This window comes from Streptomyces sp. NPDC046308 (assembly GCF_055588065.1).
Map to the genome: position 1 here is coordinate 500,622 of NZ_JBVJFB010000006.1, position 17,618 is coordinate 518,239.

At 70.4% G+C, this 17,618-nt stretch carries 17 protein-coding genes; 10 read left to right on the forward strand and 7 right to left on the reverse strand.

The window, feature by feature from the left end:
- Window positions 1-7: 7 nt before the first annotated feature.
- On the reverse strand, window positions 8-1,825 hold the full coding sequence (locus ACZ6JT_RS25800) for a bifunctional metallophosphatase/5'-nucleotidase (RefSeq protein WP_469213213.1): 1,818 nt from the start codon (window positions 1,823-1,825) through the stop codon (window positions 8-10).
- A 170-nt stretch (window positions 1,826-1,995) separates the two neighbouring features.
- On the opposite strand from ACZ6JT_RS25800, the gene mshD reads away from it, so the two are divergent.
- The 7 genes from mshD to pstB all read left to right on the forward strand — a co-directional run bounded on the left by mshD (window position 1,996) and on the right by pstB (window position 11,170).
- Window positions 1,996-2,922: a mycothiol synthase gene (mshD, locus tag ACZ6JT_RS25805; protein ID WP_469213214.1), complete on the forward strand. Its 927-nt coding sequence runs from the start codon at window positions 1,996-1,998 to the stop codon at window positions 2,920-2,922.
- Between the two features lie 583 nt (window positions 2,923-3,505).
- Window positions 3,506-5,818 (forward strand): RNA degradosome polyphosphate kinase, encoded by a 2,313-nt coding sequence (locus ACZ6JT_RS25810; protein WP_469213216.1) that lies wholly within the window; start codon window positions 3,506-3,508, stop codon window positions 5,816-5,818.
- A complete protein-coding gene (locus ACZ6JT_RS25815) occupies window positions 5,799-6,773 on the forward strand; it encodes a CHAD domain-containing protein (protein ID WP_469213218.1) in 975 nt (324 codons plus the stop codon). The genes ACZ6JT_RS25810 and ACZ6JT_RS25815 overlap by 20 nt, the downstream gene beginning before the upstream one ends.
- Window positions 6,774-7,017: 244 nt before the next feature.
- Entirely contained in the window at window positions 7,018-8,151 is a 1,134-nt protein-coding gene (gene pstS, locus ACZ6JT_RS25820) for a phosphate ABC transporter substrate-binding protein PstS (protein WP_469213219.1), read from the forward strand.
- A 140-nt stretch (window positions 8,152-8,291) separates the two neighbouring features.
- Entirely contained in the window at window positions 8,292-9,281 is a 990-nt protein-coding gene (gene pstC, locus ACZ6JT_RS25825; RefSeq protein ID WP_365482639.1) for a phosphate ABC transporter permease subunit PstC, read from the forward strand.
- Window positions 9,281-10,363 carry a phosphate ABC transporter permease PstA gene (gene pstA / locus ACZ6JT_RS25830; RefSeq protein ID WP_469213221.1) on the forward strand — a complete coding sequence of 361 codons (1,083 nt, stop codon included), beginning with the start codon at window positions 9,281-9,283 and terminating at the stop codon, window positions 10,361-10,363. Before pstC ends, pstA begins: the two co-directional genes overlap by 1 nt.
- A 30-nt stretch (window positions 10,364-10,393) precedes the next feature.
- A complete protein-coding gene (pstB, locus tag ACZ6JT_RS25835; protein WP_469213223.1) occupies window positions 10,394-11,170 on the forward strand; it encodes a phosphate ABC transporter ATP-binding protein PstB in 777 nt (258 codons plus the stop codon).
- Between the two features lie 129 nt (window positions 11,171-11,299).
- On the opposite strand, the gene ACZ6JT_RS25840 is transcribed toward pstB, so the two are convergent.
- Entirely contained in the window at window positions 11,300-12,298 is a 999-nt protein-coding gene (locus ACZ6JT_RS25840) for an inorganic phosphate transporter (RefSeq protein ID WP_469213225.1), read from the reverse strand.
- A gap of 5 nt (window positions 12,299-12,303) precedes the next feature.
- Window positions 12,304-12,924: a DUF47 domain-containing protein gene (locus ACZ6JT_RS25845; RefSeq protein ID WP_008742369.1), complete on the reverse strand. Its 621-nt coding sequence runs from the start codon at window positions 12,922-12,924 to the stop codon at window positions 12,304-12,306.
- A 195-nt stretch (window positions 12,925-13,119) separates the two neighbouring features.
- On the opposite strand from ACZ6JT_RS25845, the gene ACZ6JT_RS25850 reads away from it, so the two are divergent.
- Window positions 13,120-13,458 (forward strand): metal-sensitive transcriptional regulator, encoded by a 339-nt coding sequence (locus ACZ6JT_RS25850; RefSeq protein WP_469213227.1) that lies wholly within the window; start codon window positions 13,120-13,122, stop codon window positions 13,456-13,458.
- 190 nt (window positions 13,459-13,648) lie between these two features.
- On the opposite strand, the gene ACZ6JT_RS25855 is transcribed toward ACZ6JT_RS25850, so the two are convergent.
- Together ACZ6JT_RS25855 and ACZ6JT_RS25860 are read right to left on the reverse strand one after the other, a co-directional pair.
- Window positions 13,649-13,804 carry a hypothetical protein gene (locus ACZ6JT_RS25855; protein WP_199808149.1) on the reverse strand — a complete coding sequence of 52 codons (156 nt, stop codon included), beginning with the start codon at window positions 13,802-13,804 and terminating at the stop codon, window positions 13,649-13,651.
- Window positions 13,805-13,957: 153 nt separating this feature from the next.
- The gene (locus ACZ6JT_RS25860; protein WP_469213229.1) at window positions 13,958-14,791 is read right to left on the reverse strand and encodes an SCO4651 family lipoprotein; all 834 of its coding nucleotides are present in this window, start codon (window positions 14,789-14,791) and stop codon (window positions 13,958-13,960) included.
- A gap of 131 nt (window positions 14,792-14,922) precedes the next feature.
- Between ACZ6JT_RS25860 and ACZ6JT_RS25865 the strand changes: the two genes are divergently transcribed.
- A complete protein-coding gene (locus tag ACZ6JT_RS25865) occupies window positions 14,923-15,138 on the forward strand; it encodes a hypothetical protein (protein ID WP_469213231.1) in 216 nt (71 codons plus the stop codon).
- A 134-nt stretch (window positions 15,139-15,272) separates the two neighbouring features.
- Window positions 15,273-15,500, forward strand: coding sequence for a hypothetical protein (locus ACZ6JT_RS25870; RefSeq protein ID WP_469213233.1), 228 nt, complete (start codon window positions 15,273-15,275; stop codon window positions 15,498-15,500).
- Between the two features lie 119 nt (window positions 15,501-15,619).
- On the opposite strand, the gene ACZ6JT_RS25875 is transcribed toward ACZ6JT_RS25870, so the two are convergent.
- Complete coding sequence (locus ACZ6JT_RS25875; protein ID WP_469213235.1) at window positions 15,620-16,351, reverse strand: phosphatase PAP2 family protein; 732 nt, start codon at window positions 16,349-16,351, stop codon at window positions 15,620-15,622.
- A gap of 204 nt (window positions 16,352-16,555) precedes the next feature.
- Entirely contained in the window at window positions 16,556-17,575 is a 1,020-nt protein-coding gene (locus tag ACZ6JT_RS25880) for a C40 family peptidase (protein WP_469213237.1), read from the reverse strand.
- Window positions 17,576-17,618: the final 43 nt, after the last annotated feature.

Below are 17,618 nucleotides of genomic sequence, written 5' to 3' on the forward strand. Positions count from 1 at the left end.
CGCGGTGTTACTTGACGACGGTGATCCGGTCCGCCGCCGGGACGGCGATCGGGCTGGTCGCCGAAGAGTTCTTCGTCAGGTAGGCGTTGAAGCAGTCCAGGTCGGACGCGCCCACCAGCTTGTTCTTGTGCTCCTTCAGGACGGTGAAGCCGTCACCGCCGCCCGCGAGGAACTCGTTCATCGCGACCCGGTAGGTCCGGGCGGGGTCGATCGCCGCGCCGTTCAGCCTCACCGAGTCCACGACGACGCGGTCCGCGCCGGTCCTGGTCATGTCCAGGGTGTACGTGAAGCCCTTCGACACCTGCAGGATCTTCGGGTTCGCACCGTTGACCGGGCCGCTGACCTGCTGCTGCAGCGCCGTGATCAGCTGAGCGCCGGTCAGGTCCACGATGTTCATCATGTTGGTGAACGGCTGGACCGTGAAGGACTCGCCGTACGTCACCACGCCGTCGCCCTCGTCACCCGAGGCCTTGTAGGCGAGGTCCGAGCGGATGCCGCCCGGGTTCATGATCGCCAGCTGGGCACCGCCCTTGTCCGCCGGGGCCAGCGCCTCCAGCTGCGCGTCGGCGATCAGGTCACCGAGCGGCTTCTCGGGCGCCTCGGAACCGCGGCCCGGGATGTCGGCCGCGATGAAGCCCTGCGGGCGGTTGGCGATCGGGGCCGCCAGGGTCTTCCAGCGATCGATCAGCTCGGTCATGTCCGGGGCCTTGGGCTGGTCCCGGGTGACGACCTTGTTGACCGGCTTGGGCGAGGCGACCGGCGTACGGACGATGTCCTTGGTCTGCCGGTCGTAGGTGAGGGTGGTGTCCGTGAACAGGCGGCCGATGGAGGCGGCCGAGGTCACCGTGCGCGGGTTGCCCGCCGGGTCCGGGATGTTGCAGGCGTACGCCTGGTGCGTGTGGCCGGTCACCAGCGCGTCGACCTTGGAGTCCACGTTCTTGGCGATGTCCACGATCGCGCCCGAGATGCCGGCGCCGGCGCCCGGGACGTTGCAGTCGTAGTTGTAGGCGCCGCTCGCGGGCAGACCGCCCTCGTGGATGAGCGCGACGATCGACTTCACGCCCTGCTTGTTCAGCTCGGCGGCGTACTTGTTGATCGTCTCGACCTCGTCGCCGAACTTCAGGCCCTTGACGCCCTCGGCGGTCACGACGTCCGGAGTGCCCTCCAGGGTGACGCCGATGAAGCCGATCTTCACGTCACCCTTCTTCCACACGAAGGTGGGCGACATCAGCGGACGCTTGGTCTTCTCGTCGGTGACGTTCGCCGCGAGGTACTGGAACTGGGAGCCCGTGAACTCCTTGCCGAACTCGTAGCAGCCGTCGACCGGGTGGCAGCCGCCGTACGCCATGCGCCGCAGCTCGGTCTTGCCCTCGTCGAACTCGTGGTTGCCGACACTGGTGACGTCCAGGTCGAGCTTGTTGAGCGCCTCGATGGACGGCTCGTCGTGGAAGAGACCGGACAGCATCGGGCTGCCGCCGATCATGTCACCGGCCGCCGCGGTGACGGAGTACTCGTGGCCCTTGCGGGCCTCGCGCAGGCTGGTCGCGAGGTACTCGACCCCGCCCGCGGGTATGGCCTTGGTGGTGCCGTCGGCCTGACGTTCGGTCACGGTGCCGGACGAGCCCTGCGGGGGCTCCAGGGTGCCGTGGAAGTCGTTGAACGACAGCATCTGCACGTCGACGGTCCGGCTCTTGGCCGTACCGCCACCACTCGCGGCTCCGGCCGGCAGAGCGGCGGCGACCATGGCCCCGGCCCCGGCCGTGACGGCGAGGGCGGCGAAGGTCAACCGGCGGTTTCGGCGGTGCCGTTGTGGCGTCGCTGACATTTAGTCCCCTTTGTGGACAGCGATACTGCTTGGGAGGTCCGGGGAAGCCTATGGTCAACGCGCGTAGCTCTACCAGGGGGTAACGGGTATCGCGTTGGTTACGCGCAGAAGACGGACCGACCTCGCGCCCACACTCCGCCCGCCACCCGCCGCGGTCGTAGGCTCGTGCCATGACTGAGGCAACAGCGGCCCTGGAGCCGGGACGGCAGATTCAGACCCTCGACGAACTGACGGAGGAACAGGCCGACGCCGTACTCGACCTGCTCGAGGAGGCGGCGCGCACGGACGGCACCACCGCCGTGTCCGAGCAGGGACGGCTCCAGCTGCGCGGCGGACCGCGCGAGGGGATCCGGCACTTCCTGCTCACCGAGGGGGACCGGCTCGCCGGATACGGACAACTGGAGGACACCGACCCGGTGGAGGCACCCGCCGCCGAGCTCGTCGTGCACCCCGCCCTGCGCGGCCGCGGCCACGGGCGGGCGATGGGCACGGCCCTGCTCGCCGCCTCCGGGAAGCGGCTGCGGGTGTGGGCCCATGGCGGCAAGTCGGCCGCCCGGCACCTCGCGCAGGTACTCGGCCTGACCCTCTTCCGCGAGCTGCGCCAGCTGCGCCGTCCGCTGACCGACGCCGACCCGCTGCCGGAGGCGAAGCTCCCGCCCGGCGTGACCGTACGGACCTTCGTGCCCGGCACCGACGACGAGGCCTGGCTCGCCACGAACGCGGCCGCCTTCGCCCACCACCCCGAGCAGGGCTCGCTGACCCAGCGGGACCTGGACGACCGGATCGCGCAGCCGTGGTTCGACGCCAAGGGCTTCTTCCTCGCGGAGCGCGACGGGGAGCTCGTCGGCTTCCACTGGACGAAGGTCCACGCGGCGGAGCAGCTGGGCGAGGTCTACGTCCTCGGCGTCCGCCCGGGCGCCCAGGGCGGCGGCCTCGGCAAGGCCCTCACCGCGATCGGCCTGCGCCACCTGGCCGCCCAGGGCCTGCCGACGGCCATGCTCTACGTCGACGCCGACAACCCGGCCGCCCTCTCCGTCTACGAAGGCCTCGGCTTCACCACCCACGAGGTCGACCTCATGTACCGCACGGAAAGCTGACCACTCCCAGCCGAGGTTCAAGCCGCGGGGCCCGGGCTGCGCCCCCCAGCCCCGCCGGCCCAACCCACCCCCGCCGGGCCCAATCCAGCCCGGGCCCAACCCAGCCCGCCGGGCCCAATCCAGCCCCGCCGGGCCAAATCCAGCCTCGCCGGCCCAATCCAGCCCGCCGGGCCCAATCCAGCCTCGCCGGCGTTTGAGGCGCGGGGTCCGGGGCGGAGCCCCGATCTTGAGCCCCGCCGGCCCAACCCACCCCGGGCACAATCCAGCCCCGCCGGCGTTTGAGGCGCGGGGTCCGGGGCGGAGCCCCGATCTTGAGCCCCGCCGGCGCTTGAGGCGCGGGTCCGGGCAGAGCCCGGCGGGGCCCGGGCAGCGCACCCGGCACGCCGGAGCGCCCGCCCCACCCCCGCCACCCCCGCCCCCCCGCCGGGAGGCGACTCGTGCGCCAGGCGGAGCCGGGAAGCCACACGCCATTAACCGGGCATTCAGACGCGCTTGCGACTCTCCCCCAATGCAGCCCCGACTCCGACTGACGGCCGACACTTCCGACGCGCCTGTCCTCCCGCGTGCGCGGAAGAATGGAGTCATGAGTCACAAGCCCAGCGCAGGCCCCACCGAGGTCCCCGCCCAGCACCCGTCTCAGACGCCCCCCGCCGGCCAGGCGACCGGCCCGCAGACCGGCCAGGCGAACGGCCAGGCGACCGGCCCCGTCAACGCCGTCACCGGCGCCCACGCCCGCATAGGCTCCATCTCGGCGCACCGTCCGCACGTCGACCTCGAGCCCGACCTCGACGCCGACCTGGACGCGTACGACGACAAGGACGGCGACGAGCTGCCCCCGGGACGCTTCCTCGACCGGGAGCGCAGCTGGCTGGCCTTCAACGAGCGCGTCCTGGAGCTCGCCGAGGACCCCACCACGCCCCTGCTGGAGCGCGCCAACTTCCTGGCGATCTTCGCGAGCAACCTCGACGAGTTCTTCATGGTCCGCGTGGCCGGCCTCAAACGGCGTATCGCGACCGGTGTCGCCACCCGGTCCGCCTCCGGCTTGCAGCCCCGCGAGGTGCTGGACCTGATCTGGACGCGCTCGCGCGAGCTCATGGCCCGCCACGCCGCCTGCTTCCAGCAGGACATCTCCCCGGCCCTGGCCGAGGAGGGCATCCACCTCATCCGCTGGCCCGATCTCACCGAGAAGGAGCAGGCCCGCCTCTTCACGCTGTTCCGGAACCAGATCTTCCCGGTGCTGACCCCGCTGGCCGTGGACCCCGCGCACCCGTTCCCGTACATCTCCGGCCTCTCCCTCAACCTGGCCGTCGTCGTGCGCAACCCGGTCAGCGGCCACCGCCACTTCGCCCGGGTCAAGGTCCCGCCGCTCCTCTCCCGCTTCCTGGAGGCCTCCCCGCAGCGCTACGTCCCGCTGGAGGACGTCATCGCCGCGCACCTGGAGGAGCTGTTCCCCGGCATGGAGGTGCTCGCGCACCACATGTTCCGCGTGACCCGCAACGAGGACCTGGAGGTCGAGGAGGACGACGCCGAGAACCTCCTCCAGGCCCTCGAGAAGGAGCTCATGCGGCGCCGCTTCGGCCCGCCCGTGCGCCTGGAGGTCGAGGAGTCCATCGACCCCGGCGTACTGGACCTCCTGGTGCAGGAGCTGAACGTCAACGCCTCCGAGGTGTACCCGCTGCCCGGGCCCCTGGACCTGACCGCCCTCTTCGGCATCGCCTCCCTGGACCGGCCCGAGCTCAAGTACCCGAAGTTCGTCGCCGGCACCCACCGGGACCTCGCCGAGGTCGAGTCCGCGCACGCCCCCGACATCTTCGCCGCCCTGCGCGAGCGCGACGTCCTGCTGCACCACCCGTACGACTCCTTCTCCACCTCGGTGCAGCGCTTCCTGGAGCAGGCCGCCGCCGACCCGGACGTCCTCGCCATCAAGCAGACGCTCTACCGCACCTCCGGCGACTCCCCGATCGTCGACGCCCTGATCGACGCCGCCGAATCCGGCAAGCAGGTCCTCGTACTCGTCGAGATCAAGGCCCGCTTCGACGAGCAGGCCAACATCAAGTGGGCGCGCAAGCTGGAGGAGTCCGGCTGCCACGTCGTGTACGGGCTCGTCGGCCTCAAGACCCACTGCAAGCTGTCCCTCGTCGTCCGCCAGGAGGGCGACCAGCTGCGCCGGTACTCGCACGTCGGCACCGGCAACTACCACCCCAAGACGGCCCGCCTGTACGAGGACCTCGGCCTGCTCACCGCCGACCCCCAGGTCGGCGCGGACCTCTCCGACCTCTTCAACCGGCTGTCCGGCTACTCGCGCCGCGAGACCTACCGCCGGCTGATGGTCGCGCCCCGCTCGCTGCGCGACGGGCTGATCGCGCGGATCGACAAGGAGGCCGCCCACCACCTGGCCGGCCGCCCCGCCTACGTGCGCCTGAAGATGAACTCGATCGTCGACGAGGCCCTCATCGACTCGCTCTACCGGGCCGCCCAGGCGGGCGTGCCCGTCGACATCTGGGTGCGCGGCATCTGCGCCGTGCGCCCCGGGGTCCCCGGACTCTCGGAGAACATCCGGGTCCGTTCGATCCTCGGCCGCTTCCTGGAACACTCCCGGGTCTTCGCCTTCGGCAACGGCGGCGAGCCCGAGGTGTGGATCGGCAGCGCCGACATGATGCACCGCAACCTCGACCGCCGTATCGAGGCACTGGTCAGGGTCGCCGACCCGGCCCACCGCGCGGCACTGGACCGGATGCTCGAAACCGGTATGTCCGACGCCACCTCCTCCTGGCACCTGGGCCCGGACGGCGAGTGGACCCGGCACAGCACGGACGCGGAAGGCCAGCCGCTGCGGCACGTACAGGAGACGCTCATAGACGCCCGGAGGCGCCGGCGTGGCTCAGCCAAACCATGAACCGATTACGGCGACGGCGGACGCGGGTGACGTGCTCGGCACGTACCTGCGTTCCCAGGCCACCGCTTTCCTGCGCGCGCTGCGCCTGCACGACGAAGGCGCGGCGAGCGACGCCGCGGGAGGCGGTGACGCGGCGCGCAGCCTGCGGGGGGCCGCGCGCCGCATCAGCGGATCCCTGGCCACCTTCCGGGTGGTGACCGAGTCCTCCTGGGCGGACGGCCTGCGCACCGAGCTGGTGTGGCTGTCCTCGACGCTGGCCGACGAGCACGCGTACGCCGCCCGGCTGGCCCGGCTGCTGGACGCGCTGCACCGGCTGTCGGGATCCCCCGAGCTCCCGGCGCCGCGCGGTACGGCCGGTGCGCTGACGGTGGGCTCGGCGCGCGCCGGCGCCCTGCTGGAGCGTCAGCTCACCCTGGCCCGTACGCGCGCCCACTCGGCCACGCTCCAGGCGCTCGGCTCCTCCCGCTTCCACGCGGTGGCGGACGCGGTGGCCGTGCTGGCCTCGGAGGTCCCGTTGGACTCCGCTGCGGCCCGGGGGCGGGTCGGGGACGTCCTGGTCCCCCTGGCAGCCGTGGCCGAAAACCGCCTGTCCGCGGCGGTCGCGGCGCTGCCGCCGCGCGGCGACGGCGAACAGGCGGCGCCGAGCCCGTACAACGCGGACCACGACGGCCTCTGGCACGAGGTACGCCGCCTCCTGCGGGTCCACCGGTACGCCCGGGAGGCGCTCGGCGAGGACGTGAGCCGGCCCGCGGCCGCGGGTGAGGCCCTGGACCGCCACCGCGACGCGGCGGAGGCGGCGGCCGCATCGGCGACGGCGGCCCGCACGCCGCGCATCGCCCCCGCGACGGCGTACGCCCTGGGCGTCCTGCACGCCGACCAGCGCCACGAGGTGGAGGCGGCCCGGCTTGATTTCGAGCGTGTGTGGCTGAGGGAGCCCGCGGTCACACCGCGGTAACGGGCGGATAACGGATGATGACGGCCATGGGTGAGGAGACGGGAACGCACCGGGTCGTCCGCCACGGTTCACCGTCCGTTCACTCGGGCCGGTCAGCTGCTTCACCTGTTCTGCCTAGTTTCGGTGGTGCACGGAGCGAGCCGCGGGAAGGCGAGCAGCTCAGCCGGGCAGACCGACGTAGTCCTCTTCGCACGCCGCCCCGACACAGAAAGCGGCCGGCGGCTTCTGGAAGGAACACCCGAAAGTGAAGCTTCAGCGCAAGAACATGCTTCGTGCCTCCGCCCTCGGGGCGCTTGTCGTGTCCGGCGCCCTGGTCCTCACGGCGTGCGGCTCGGACGACAACACGAAGACCGCCGACGGCACGGCCAAGCCGTCCGCAGCCGCCGGCGAGATCAAGTGCGACGACGCCAAGGGCAAGCTCCTCGCCTCCGGCTCGTCCGCGCAGAAGAACGCGATCGACCTGTGGATCAAGAACTACATGGCCGCCTGCTCCGGCGTCGAGGTGAACTACAAGTCCTCCTCCTCCGGTGAGGGCATCGTCGCCTTCAACCAGGGCACCGTCGGTTTCGCCGGCTCCGACTCGGCGCTGAAGCCGGAGCAGGTCGAGGAGTCGAAGAAGATCTGCACCGGTGGCCAGGGCATCGACCTGCCCATGGTCGGCGGCCCGATCGCCCTCGGCTTCAACGTCGCCGGTGTCGACAAGCTGAACCTCGACGCCGCCACGATCGCCAACATCTTCAACGACAAGATCAAGAAGTGGGACGACGAGGCGATCAAGAAGCTGAACCCCGGCGTCACGCTTCCCTCCACCGCCATCCAGGCCTTCCACCGCTCCGAGGACTCGGGCACCACCGAGAACCTCGGCAAGTACCTCAAGGCCGCCGCCCCCGACGCGTGGACGTACGACGCCGCCAAGAAGTGGCCGGCCCCCGGTGGCCAGGGTGCCTCCGGCTCCTCCGGCGTCGCCTCCCAGGTGAAGGCCGTCGACGGAGCGATCGGCTACTTCGAGCTCTCCTACGCCGCCTCCCAGAACATCAAGACGGTCGACGTGAACACGGGCGCCGCCACCCCGGTCAAGGCCACCGGTGAGAACGCCTCCAAGGCCATCGCCGCCGCCAAAATCTCCGGCACCGGTTCCGACCTGGCCCTCAAGCTCGACTACACCACCAAGGCCGAGGGCGCCTACCCGATCGTCCTGGTGACGTACGAGGTCGTCTGCGACAACGGCAACAAGGCGGAGACCCTGCCGACCGTCAAGTCCTTCCTGAACTACACCGCCTCCGACGCGGGCCAGAAGATCCTGCTGGAGAACGGCTACGCCCCGATCCCGGCCGAGATCAACGCCAAGGTCCGCGAGACCATCGCCGGCCTGAAGTAGTCCTGAGCTCCGAGGCCCGGTCCGCTCCCTCCCCCCGTCCGGGGACGGACGGACCGGCCCCGGAGACCCTTCCCCTTCGCCCGGGGGAATCCGGTGCACCGCCGCCAGGGGGCCTGCCCCCCACACAGACCGGAAAGACCATGGCTTCCACCACACCCACCCAGATAGACACGGCTCCGCCCGTCTCCACGAGCAAGAGGTCCACCGGCCGCGCCGGTGACAAGATCTTCGCCGGGCTCTCCAAGGGCTCCGGCATCCTGCTCCTGGTGATCATGGCGTCGATCGCCGGCTTCCTCACCTACCGCGCCTCGATCGCACTGTCGAAGAACGAGGGGAACTTCCTCACCACCTTCGACTGGAACGCTTCGGCCAACCCGCCCGTCTTCGGCATCGCCGTCCTGCTCTTCGGCACCGTCGTCAGCTCGATCATCGCGATGGCCATCGCGGTTCCGATCGCCGTCGGCATCGCCCTCTTCATCTCGCACTACGCGCCGCGCAGGCTGGCCGCACCCCTCGCCTACGTGGTCGACCTGCTGGCCGCCGTGCCGTCGATCATCTACGGCATCTGGGGCGCCCTCTTCCTCGTCCCGCAGCTGAACGGCCTGAACCTCTGGCTGGACGAGTACCTGGGCTGGACCTACGTCTTCGACAAGTCCCAGGTCGGCGTCGCCCGCTCGCTCTTCACCGTCGGCATCCTGCTCGCGATCATGATCCTGCCGATCGTGACCAGCGTCAGCCGCGAGGTCTTCCTCCAGGTCCCGCGCATGAACGAGGAGGCCGCCCTGGCCCTCGGCGCGACCCGCTGGGAGGTCATCCGGATGTCGGTGCTGCCCTTCGGCCGCTCCGGCGTCATCTCCGCCTCGATGCTCGGCCTCGGCCGTGCGCTCGGCGAGACCATGGCCGTCGCCACCGTCCTCTCCCCGAGCTTCCTGATCTCGCTGCACATCCTCGACCCGGGCGGCGGCACGTTCGCGCAGAACATCGCCGCCAAGTTCGACGAGGCCAACGAGTTCGGCCGGGACGCGCTGATCGCCTCCGGCCTGGTCCTCTTCCTGCTCACCCTGCTGGTCAACGGTGCAGCTCGCCTGATCATCGCTCGCCGCAAGGACTTCTCGGGGGCGAACGCCTGATGAGCCACGCACTCCAGGACCAGCGGCCCGCCCGGGCCCCGAAGTCCGCCGCCCCCGCCGGCCTCACCCGAGGCGGCCTGCCCCGCTGGGCCCCCGCCGGGATCGCGGTCCTCTCGCTCGCCCTCGGCAGCGGCATCGGCCTCGTCTTCGACCTCCACAGCAAGATCCAGTGGGGTCTGCTCGCGGCCATCCTCTTCGTCGTGATCACCTACACCGCCAGCTCGGTGATCGAGAACCGCCGTCAGGCCAAGGACCGCGTCGCGACCTCCGTCGTGTGGGTCTGCTTCGTCCTCGCCGTCGTCCCGCTGCTCTCGCTGATGTGGACCACCATCAGCCGCGGCCTCGAGGCCCTCGACGGCGCCTTCCTCAGCCACTCGATGAACGGCGTGACCAGCTTCGAAGAGGGCGGCGGCGTCTACCACGCCCTGCTCGGCACCCTGGAGCAGGTCGCCCTGGCCACGCTGATCGCGGCCCCCATCGGCCTGCTGACCGCCGTCTACCTGGTCGAGTACGGCCGGGGCCCGCTCGCCAGGGCCGTCACCTTCTTCGTCGACGTCATGACCGGCATCCCCTCCATCGTCGCGGGTCTGTTCATCCTGACGACCTGGAACCTGATGCTCGGCTTCGGCCCCTCCGGCTTCGCCGGCGCCATGGCCCTGTCGATCCTGATGATGCCCGTCGTGGTCCGCTCCACCGAGGAGATGCTCAAGCTCGTCCCGAACGAGCTGCGCGAGGCCGCCCTCGCCCTCGGGGTGCCGAAGTGGCGCGTGATCCTCAAGGTCGTGCTCCCCACCGCCATCGGCGGCATCTCCACCGGCGTCATGCTGGCCGTGGCCCGCATCGCCGGCGAGACCGCGCCGATCATGCTGCTGGTCTTCGGCACCCAGCTGATCAACGGCAACCCCTTCGAAGGCGCCCAGTCCTCGCTCCCCCTCTACATCTGGGAGCAGTACAAGGTCGGCAGTGAAGCCTCCTACGACCGGGCGTGGGCAGCGGCCCTCGTACTGATCGCCTTCGTCATGATCCTCAATCTGGTGGCCCGCGGCATCGCCCGCTGGAAGGCCCCGAAGACCGGTCGCTGACGCGACTGTATGAAAGCGAAGTGACCCCTCATGGCGAAGCGAATCGACGTCAGCGGACTGTCCGCCTTCTACGGCACCCACAAGGCCATCGATGACATCTCGATGACCGTGGAGCCCCGCTCCGTGACCGCCTTCATCGGCCCGTCCGGCTGCGGCAAGTCCACCTTCCTGCGCACCCTGAACCGCATGCACGAGGTCACCCCCGGTGGCCGCGTCGAGGGCAAGGTGCTCCTGGACGACGAGAACCTGTACGGCGCGGGCGTGGACCCGGTCGCGGTCCGCCGCACCGTCGGCATGGTCTTCCAGCGCCCGAACCCCTTCCCCACCATGTCGATCTTCGACAACGTGGCGGCGGGCCTGCGGCTGAACGGCAGCTTCCGCAAGTCCGAGCTGTCCGACGTCGTCGAGAAGTCCCTCCAGGGTGCCAACCTCTGGAACGAGGTCAAGGACCGCCTGAACAAGCCCGGCTCGGGCCTCTCCGGCGGCCAGCAGCAGCGTCTGTGCATCGCCCGCGCCATCGCGGTCGAGCCCCAGGTCCTGCTGATGGACGAGCCCTGCTCGGCCCTCGACCCGATCTCCACCCTCGCCATCGAGGACCTGATCGGCGAGCTGAAGGAGCGCTTCACGATCGTCATCGTGACGCACAACATGCAGCAGGCGGCCCGCGTCTCGGACCGCACCGCCTTCTTCAACCTCGCGGCGGTCGGCCAGCCCGGCAAGCTCGTCGAGATCGACGACACGGACCGGATCTTCTCGAACCCGTCCGTGCAGGCGACCGAGGACTACATCTCGGGCCGCTTCGGCTAGAGATGTGCTGAAACGTCCTGCGGTGCTGCATGGCGGTGCCACCGCAAGACGAAAGAAAAGAAAAAGGGCCGGCTCCCCCTGGGTGGGGGGAGCCGGCCCGCTTTCGTTCCCGCGTCCTGATGCGCGCCGCTACACGAAGGCGAGGTCCACGATCCAGAAGCAGACCGCGGCGACGAGGGCCGCGGCCGGCATCGTGATGAACCAGCCGAGGACGATGTTCTTGGCGACGCCCCAGCGGACCGCGTTGACGCGCTTGGTCGCACCCACGCCCATGATCGCCGAGGTGATGACGTGCGTGGTGGAGATCGGCGCGTGGAAGAGGTACGCCGAGCCGAACATGATCGAGGCGCCCGTGGTCTCGGCGGCGAAGCCCTGCGGCGGGTCCAGCTCGATGATCTTGCGGCCGAGGGTGCGCATGATGCGCCAGCCGCCCGCGTACGTACCGAGCGACAGCATCACGGCGCACACGATCTTGACCCAGACCGGGATCGGGTCGTCGGCGGTCTGGACGTCGGCGATGACCAGCGCCATCACGACGATGCCCATCGTCTTCTGCGCGTCCTGGAGGCCGTGGCCGAGCGCCATGGCAGCGGCCGAGACGGTCTGCGCGATACGGAAGCCGTGCTTGGCCTTGTGCGGGTTGGACCGGCGGAACATCCACAGGATGACCACCATCACCAGGTAACCGGCGACCAGACCGACGACCGGCGAGGCGAACATCGGGATGACGACCTTGTCGACCACGCCCGACCAGATGACCTCCGTACCGCCGGCCAGCGCCGCACCCACCATGCCGCCGAAGAGCGCGTGCGAGGAGGACGAGGGCAGACCGAAGTACCAGGTGACCAGGTTCCAGACGATCGCGCCGACCAGCGCCGCGAAGAGGATCCACATGCCCGTGGACCCCGTGGGGGTCTCGATCAGGCCGCTGCTGACCGTCTTGGCCACCCCGCTGCCCAGGAAGGCGCCGGCGAGGTTCATCACGGCCGCCATCGCCAGCGCCGCACGCGGGGTCAGGGCCCGCGTCGAGACGGAGGTGGCGATCGCGTTCGCCGAGTCGTGGAAACCGTTCGTATACGTGAAGCCGAGCGCGACAGCGATGGTCACGATCAGGGCGAAGGTGTCCACGAGGTTCAGGACTCCTTGACCGCGATGGTCTCCACCGTGTTCGCAACGTGCTCGAACGCGTCGGCCGCCTCTTCGAGCACGTCGACGATCTGCTTGAGCTTCAGCACCTCGATGGCGTCGTACTTGCCGTTGAAGAGCTGTGCGAGCAGCTTGCGGTGGATCTGGTCGGCCTGGTTCTCAAGGCGGTTGACCTCGATCCAGTACTCGGTGAGGTTGTCCATCGTCCGCAGGTGCGGCATGGCCTCGGCGGTCAGCTCGGCCGCGCGCGCCAGGACCTCGATCTGCTGCTCGACGCCCTTGGGGAGCTCCTCCACGTTGTAGAGGACGACGAGGTCGACGGCCTCCTCCATGAAGTCCATGATGTCGTCGAGCGACGACGCGAGGTTGTAGATGTCCTCCCGGTCGAACGGCGTGATGAAGGAGGAGTTCAGCTGGTGGAAGATCGCGTGCGTCGCGTCGTCCCCGGCATGTTCCGCTGCCCGCATCCGCTCCGCGATCTCGGCCCGGGCGGAGGAGTCCGCTCCGAGCAGTTCCATCAGGAGCTTGGAGCCCGTGACGATGTTGTCCGCGGATGCGGCGAACATGTCGTAGAAGCTCGTCTCCCTGGGGGTCAGACGAAATCGCACGTGAGGTCCTCGGGGTGCATTGGATTCGGTCAGGCTGATGCTAGGCGCATCCCCCGGCCACGGCTAACCGGCAGTTCCCCAGTGTCCTCCATCAGGCACAGTGAGGACCACGGACCCCTGCCCCTTCGGCAAAAGCCCACTACCCTATACCCACGAGGGGTATATGTCCCTTCGTTTCGGACCCCGGGAGGACCCATGACGATCATCGAGGCGGAGGGCTCCGGAGCCGACGCGCCCCAGGAGGGCCCGGCGGTCCACGGCTACCACCACCAGAAGGACGAGCACCTCAAGCGACTGCGCCGGATCGAGGGTCAGATCCGCGGCCTCCAGCGCCTGGTCGACGAGGACGTCTACTGCATCGACATACTCACCCAGGTCTCGGCGAGCACGAAGGCCCTCCAGTCCTTCGCGCTCCAGCTGCTGGAGGAGCACCTGCGCCACTGCGTCGCCGACGCGGCGGTCAAGGGCGGCACCGAGATCGACGCGAAGGTCGAGGAGGCCACGAAGGCCATCGCCCGCCTCCTGCGCACCTAGGGGGTGTCGCGAAAGCCCTGTGCGGGGCCCGCGGTGCCCGCGGTGTCCGGTGCGTGCTCGCGGCGCGCCGGGCGCAGGCCCTCGTACCGGGCGTGCTCGGGGCTTCGGCCGGTGCGGCGAGAGGCGTGCCGGGCGCCGTGGGCACCGTGCGGGATTTTCGCCACACCCCCTGGCCCCGGGATCCGGCCGCTCAGCCCGACCAGATGCCCATCAGCACCTCGTCGATCCGGTCCTGGCTGAGCCGTTCCTCCGCCGCCGCCGACGCCGCGATGATCAGCTCACCGCACAGTTCGATCTCGGCGAGAGCCACGTGGTCCTGCACCGTCGTACCGCCTGCGGGAGTCACGCGTGTCACCTCAATCTGCCGTCTACGGTCATCGACGCTCGGGCCCGGCTTCTCAGCGTAGGGACGCCGTGCCCAGGGGCGCATGACACGGATGGACCATTTCCGGATACCGACCCATGGCCCGATCGCGTCGCTCCGCCTCCACCCTCCCCACTATTCGGCGATCTTCCCGGCGTAAATGTCCCCACTTGCCGGCAATACGACGTTCACCGGCGTCCCGAAGCCGTACAGCAGCGTGGTCGACGAGACATCGATCACGCCATTGTTGACGTACGTGAACCGGTGCCGGACCTTCCGTAGGCGCCCCTGCTCGTCCAGGTAGACGTCGAACGGCACGGTGTCCTTGCTGAACCCTTTCGCCGCCGCCTCCAGCGCCCCCCGTACCCCCGCCGACGCGCTCCCCGCGGCCCGCCCGATGTCGGCGGTCCCCCGGTAGTGCCGCACCTTGGTGCCCGCCACCTCGGTCTCCCCGACGTACGTCACCTCCTGCGCGCCGCGCAGCAGCTCGGCCGCGACCAGCGGATCGGTGGCCCCGCCCGTGACCAGGTTCCCGTCGGCGAGGGCCGTCGTGTCGACCCGGACCCACTTGTCGGCGGGCACGCCCGCACCGCGGTTCTTCATGTACAGCGCGCCGGGCACGAGCAGTTCGGTGATGGGCCGGTGCTCGTCCTCGCCCTTCACATCGGTCGGGAGCATCACCAGGAGCTGCCCCATCCGGTTCTTGAAGTCGACACCGCCCTCGCCGCGGATCGTGACCCGGGTCCCGCCCGTGGCCATCTCCATCGCCGTACGGGCCCGGGCACTGCCCGTCTTCGTCAGGGCGTCCGCGGCCCCGCGGACCACCGCCGCCGCGTCCACCGGAGGCCGGTCGTCACCGCCGCCTCCGCCCCCGCACCCGCCCATCGCCGTGACCGCCAGGGCGACGCCGGCGGCGCGCAACGCCTCACCCGCACGTCCGGGCCGCCGCCTGTGCTGGTGCACCACCATCGCCTGCCAACCCCCAACGCATGACCGCTGCTTGCCCGAGGCCCCCACCCGCTCCGTTTAACGAGGTCCCGGGTTTCCCGTCACGGGGCGCACCCTCCCCGGGCGGCGGCCCGCCCGGGTACCGTGGGGGTGTGGAACCGCACACCGACGCGACCCTGCTTCCTCCGCTTGCCTACGAGCCCCTCCCGCGGCCGACGTCAGAGCCGCAGCCACCGACGGGCCACACCACATCCACCGCCGAACGCGGGGCGTTCTCCCTGGCGGTCTGCACCTGCGGCTGGTCCGGCCCGGCCCGCCGCTCCCGCGACCTGGCCCGCAAGGACGCCGCCCGCCACCCGGCGGCGTAGGGCACGGACACCCGGCGCGCACGGACGGGCCCGGACCGACGGGCCCGGGAAGGGCCACACCCCGTGGGCGCTCCGGCTAGCCCGTTCGGACGGCCCGGCTGGCCGGGGCGGGCCGCAGCGGATGCCCTTGAGTCATGCCAGGATCCGCAGCCCGCCTCACGGCCCTCCTCTGGGCCCTGCTCATCGCGTTCGCCCCCGCCGCCGCGGCCGCCGCGGCCTGGGCCAGGCCCGTGGGCTCGGCGGACGGGCCGGCCGACGTGGCCCTGGCCATCGGGCTCACCTCCGCCGCGGCCGCGGCCACCGGCTGGTGGCTGCGCTCCCGGTACCGCCGCGACGGCGACGGCGACGGCGGCGACCAGTGACCCCCCGGCCGCGCCGGGCGGCGGTCCGGGTGTTCTTCGGGGCGGCGGGGCTGTGCCTGCTGGCGGCCGCGCTGCTCGCCGTATGGGATTCCTACGCGCGGACCTGAGTCCGCGTCGCCTCAGGCGGCGAGGTCGTTCTCGTGCGTCCGCTGCCCCGCGGGCGGGTTCTGGGTCTGCGTCGCGAGCCCGACCGGCCGGGGCACCGCCCGGCCTTTGGCCCGTACGAGCCGCCCGAGGCGCGGGGAGCCGGCCACCGCGCGCACCACCGGGGTGAGCAGCGCCATGGCGAGCGGCGCGAGCAGGAGCACCACCGCGGTGCCGAGCGCGAGACCACCGATGACGTCGGTCGGGTAGTGGACGCCCATGTAGACGCGGCAGGATCCTTCGACGAGCGCCAGTCCGATCCCCAGGAGCCCGATCTTCCGGTTCGCCAGGAACAGGCCCACGCCCAGGGCCATCGCGAGGGTGGTGTGATCGCTGACGAAGGAGAACTCGGTGTTCCCGATCCCCGCGCCGAAGCCGGGATCGAGCACCTGCAGGCCCTCGTGGTGCCGGAACGGCCGCTCCCGCCCGACGAATTCGCGCAGCGGGACGTTGACGAGCAGGGCCAGTCCGGCGGCCAGCGGAGCCCACACCAGTGCGGCGAAGGACTCGACGGCCGTGGTCTCGTCCTGGCGGCGCGCACCGCGCCAGCACCACAACACCAGGAGCACCAGGGCCAGCAGGATCCCGTACTCCCCGGCCAGGCTCACGGCCCGGTCAAGCCAGTCAGGAGCCCGCCGGGCCGCTCCGTTGACCTCGTACAGCAGGCTGACATCCACGTTCGGCCCACCTGTTGTGAGTCCAGCCATGGTGATGCGGCCCCTTGCCCTTGCCGTGGTTCCCTCGCGGGCGCACCCCTGTGTGCGCCCCTTCGCCCCCCACTTGATCAACCCCCGCGCTCATGGAACGCCCGTTCTGGCATCTACGTTCCACTCTCCACCGAATGATCACTCCAACGTTATCGAAGAGTGACTCATCGTCGCAGCTCAGGGCCTTTGCCTTACGGAGAGTTGCTAGGGCGCCCGATCGGCACCGAAACGCTCCGGAAGGGCCTGCGCGCCATCCTTCGTCACCCGCGTCGCACCGAAGTAGTCGGGAGTGTCGATCTTGTCGAAGCGGATCACGGCGCCGGTGTACGGGGCGTTGATCATGTATCCGCCGCCCACGTACAGCCCCACGTGCCGGATCTCCCGCGAATTCGTCAGATCATCGGAGAAGAACACCAGGTCCCCGGGGAGCAGTTGGTCGCGCGGGGGATGGGACCCGGCGTTGTACTGGTCGTTGGCCACGCGCGGCAACTGGATGCCGACCGTCTCGTACGCGGCCTTGGTCAGCCCGGAGCAGTCGAACCGCCCGCCCTGGTCGGCCGTTCCGTTACCGCCCCACAGGTACGGCGTGCCAAGCTGCTTCTGCGCGAAGTAGATCGCCCCGGCGGCCTGTTGCGAGGGCGCCACCCGCCCGACCGGCCGCGCGAAGCTCTTCTCCAGCGCCCGGATGGACTTCACGTAGCCCTGCGTCTCGCTGATCGGCGGCACGCCCCCGGCCTTGATGACGCGGTAGGGGCCGGCGTTGTAGGCGGCGAGCATATTGTCGGACCGATCCCCCGGAACCTGCGCGACGTCCTTGGCGAGTTGACAGTCGTACGAGGCCGCCGACGGAATGGCGTCCTTCGGGTCCCAGATGTCGCGGTCACCGTCACCGTCACCGTCGATGCCGTACGTGGCCCAAGTCCCCGGGATGAACTGGGCGATGCCCCGCGCGTCGGCGTGGCTCACCACGTCCGGCTTCCAGCCGCTCTCCGTGTAGAGCTGCGCCGCCAGCAGGGCCGGGTTGAGGGCGGGGCACAGATTGCCCCACTTCTCCACCAGCGGCTGATAGACCGCCGGCACCGCTCCCTTGACCAGTCCGACGGCGCCCTGCCTGCCGCCGCCCACGATCCCCGCCGCCGCCGAGTACGTACCGACGACGAGCAGGGCGACGAAGGTCAGGCACACACCGATCCCGAGCCCGCTTGCCATCCAGAACTTGCGCACTCGTCAACACTGCCTCATGGAACGTCACCTGACAGTGGATTCA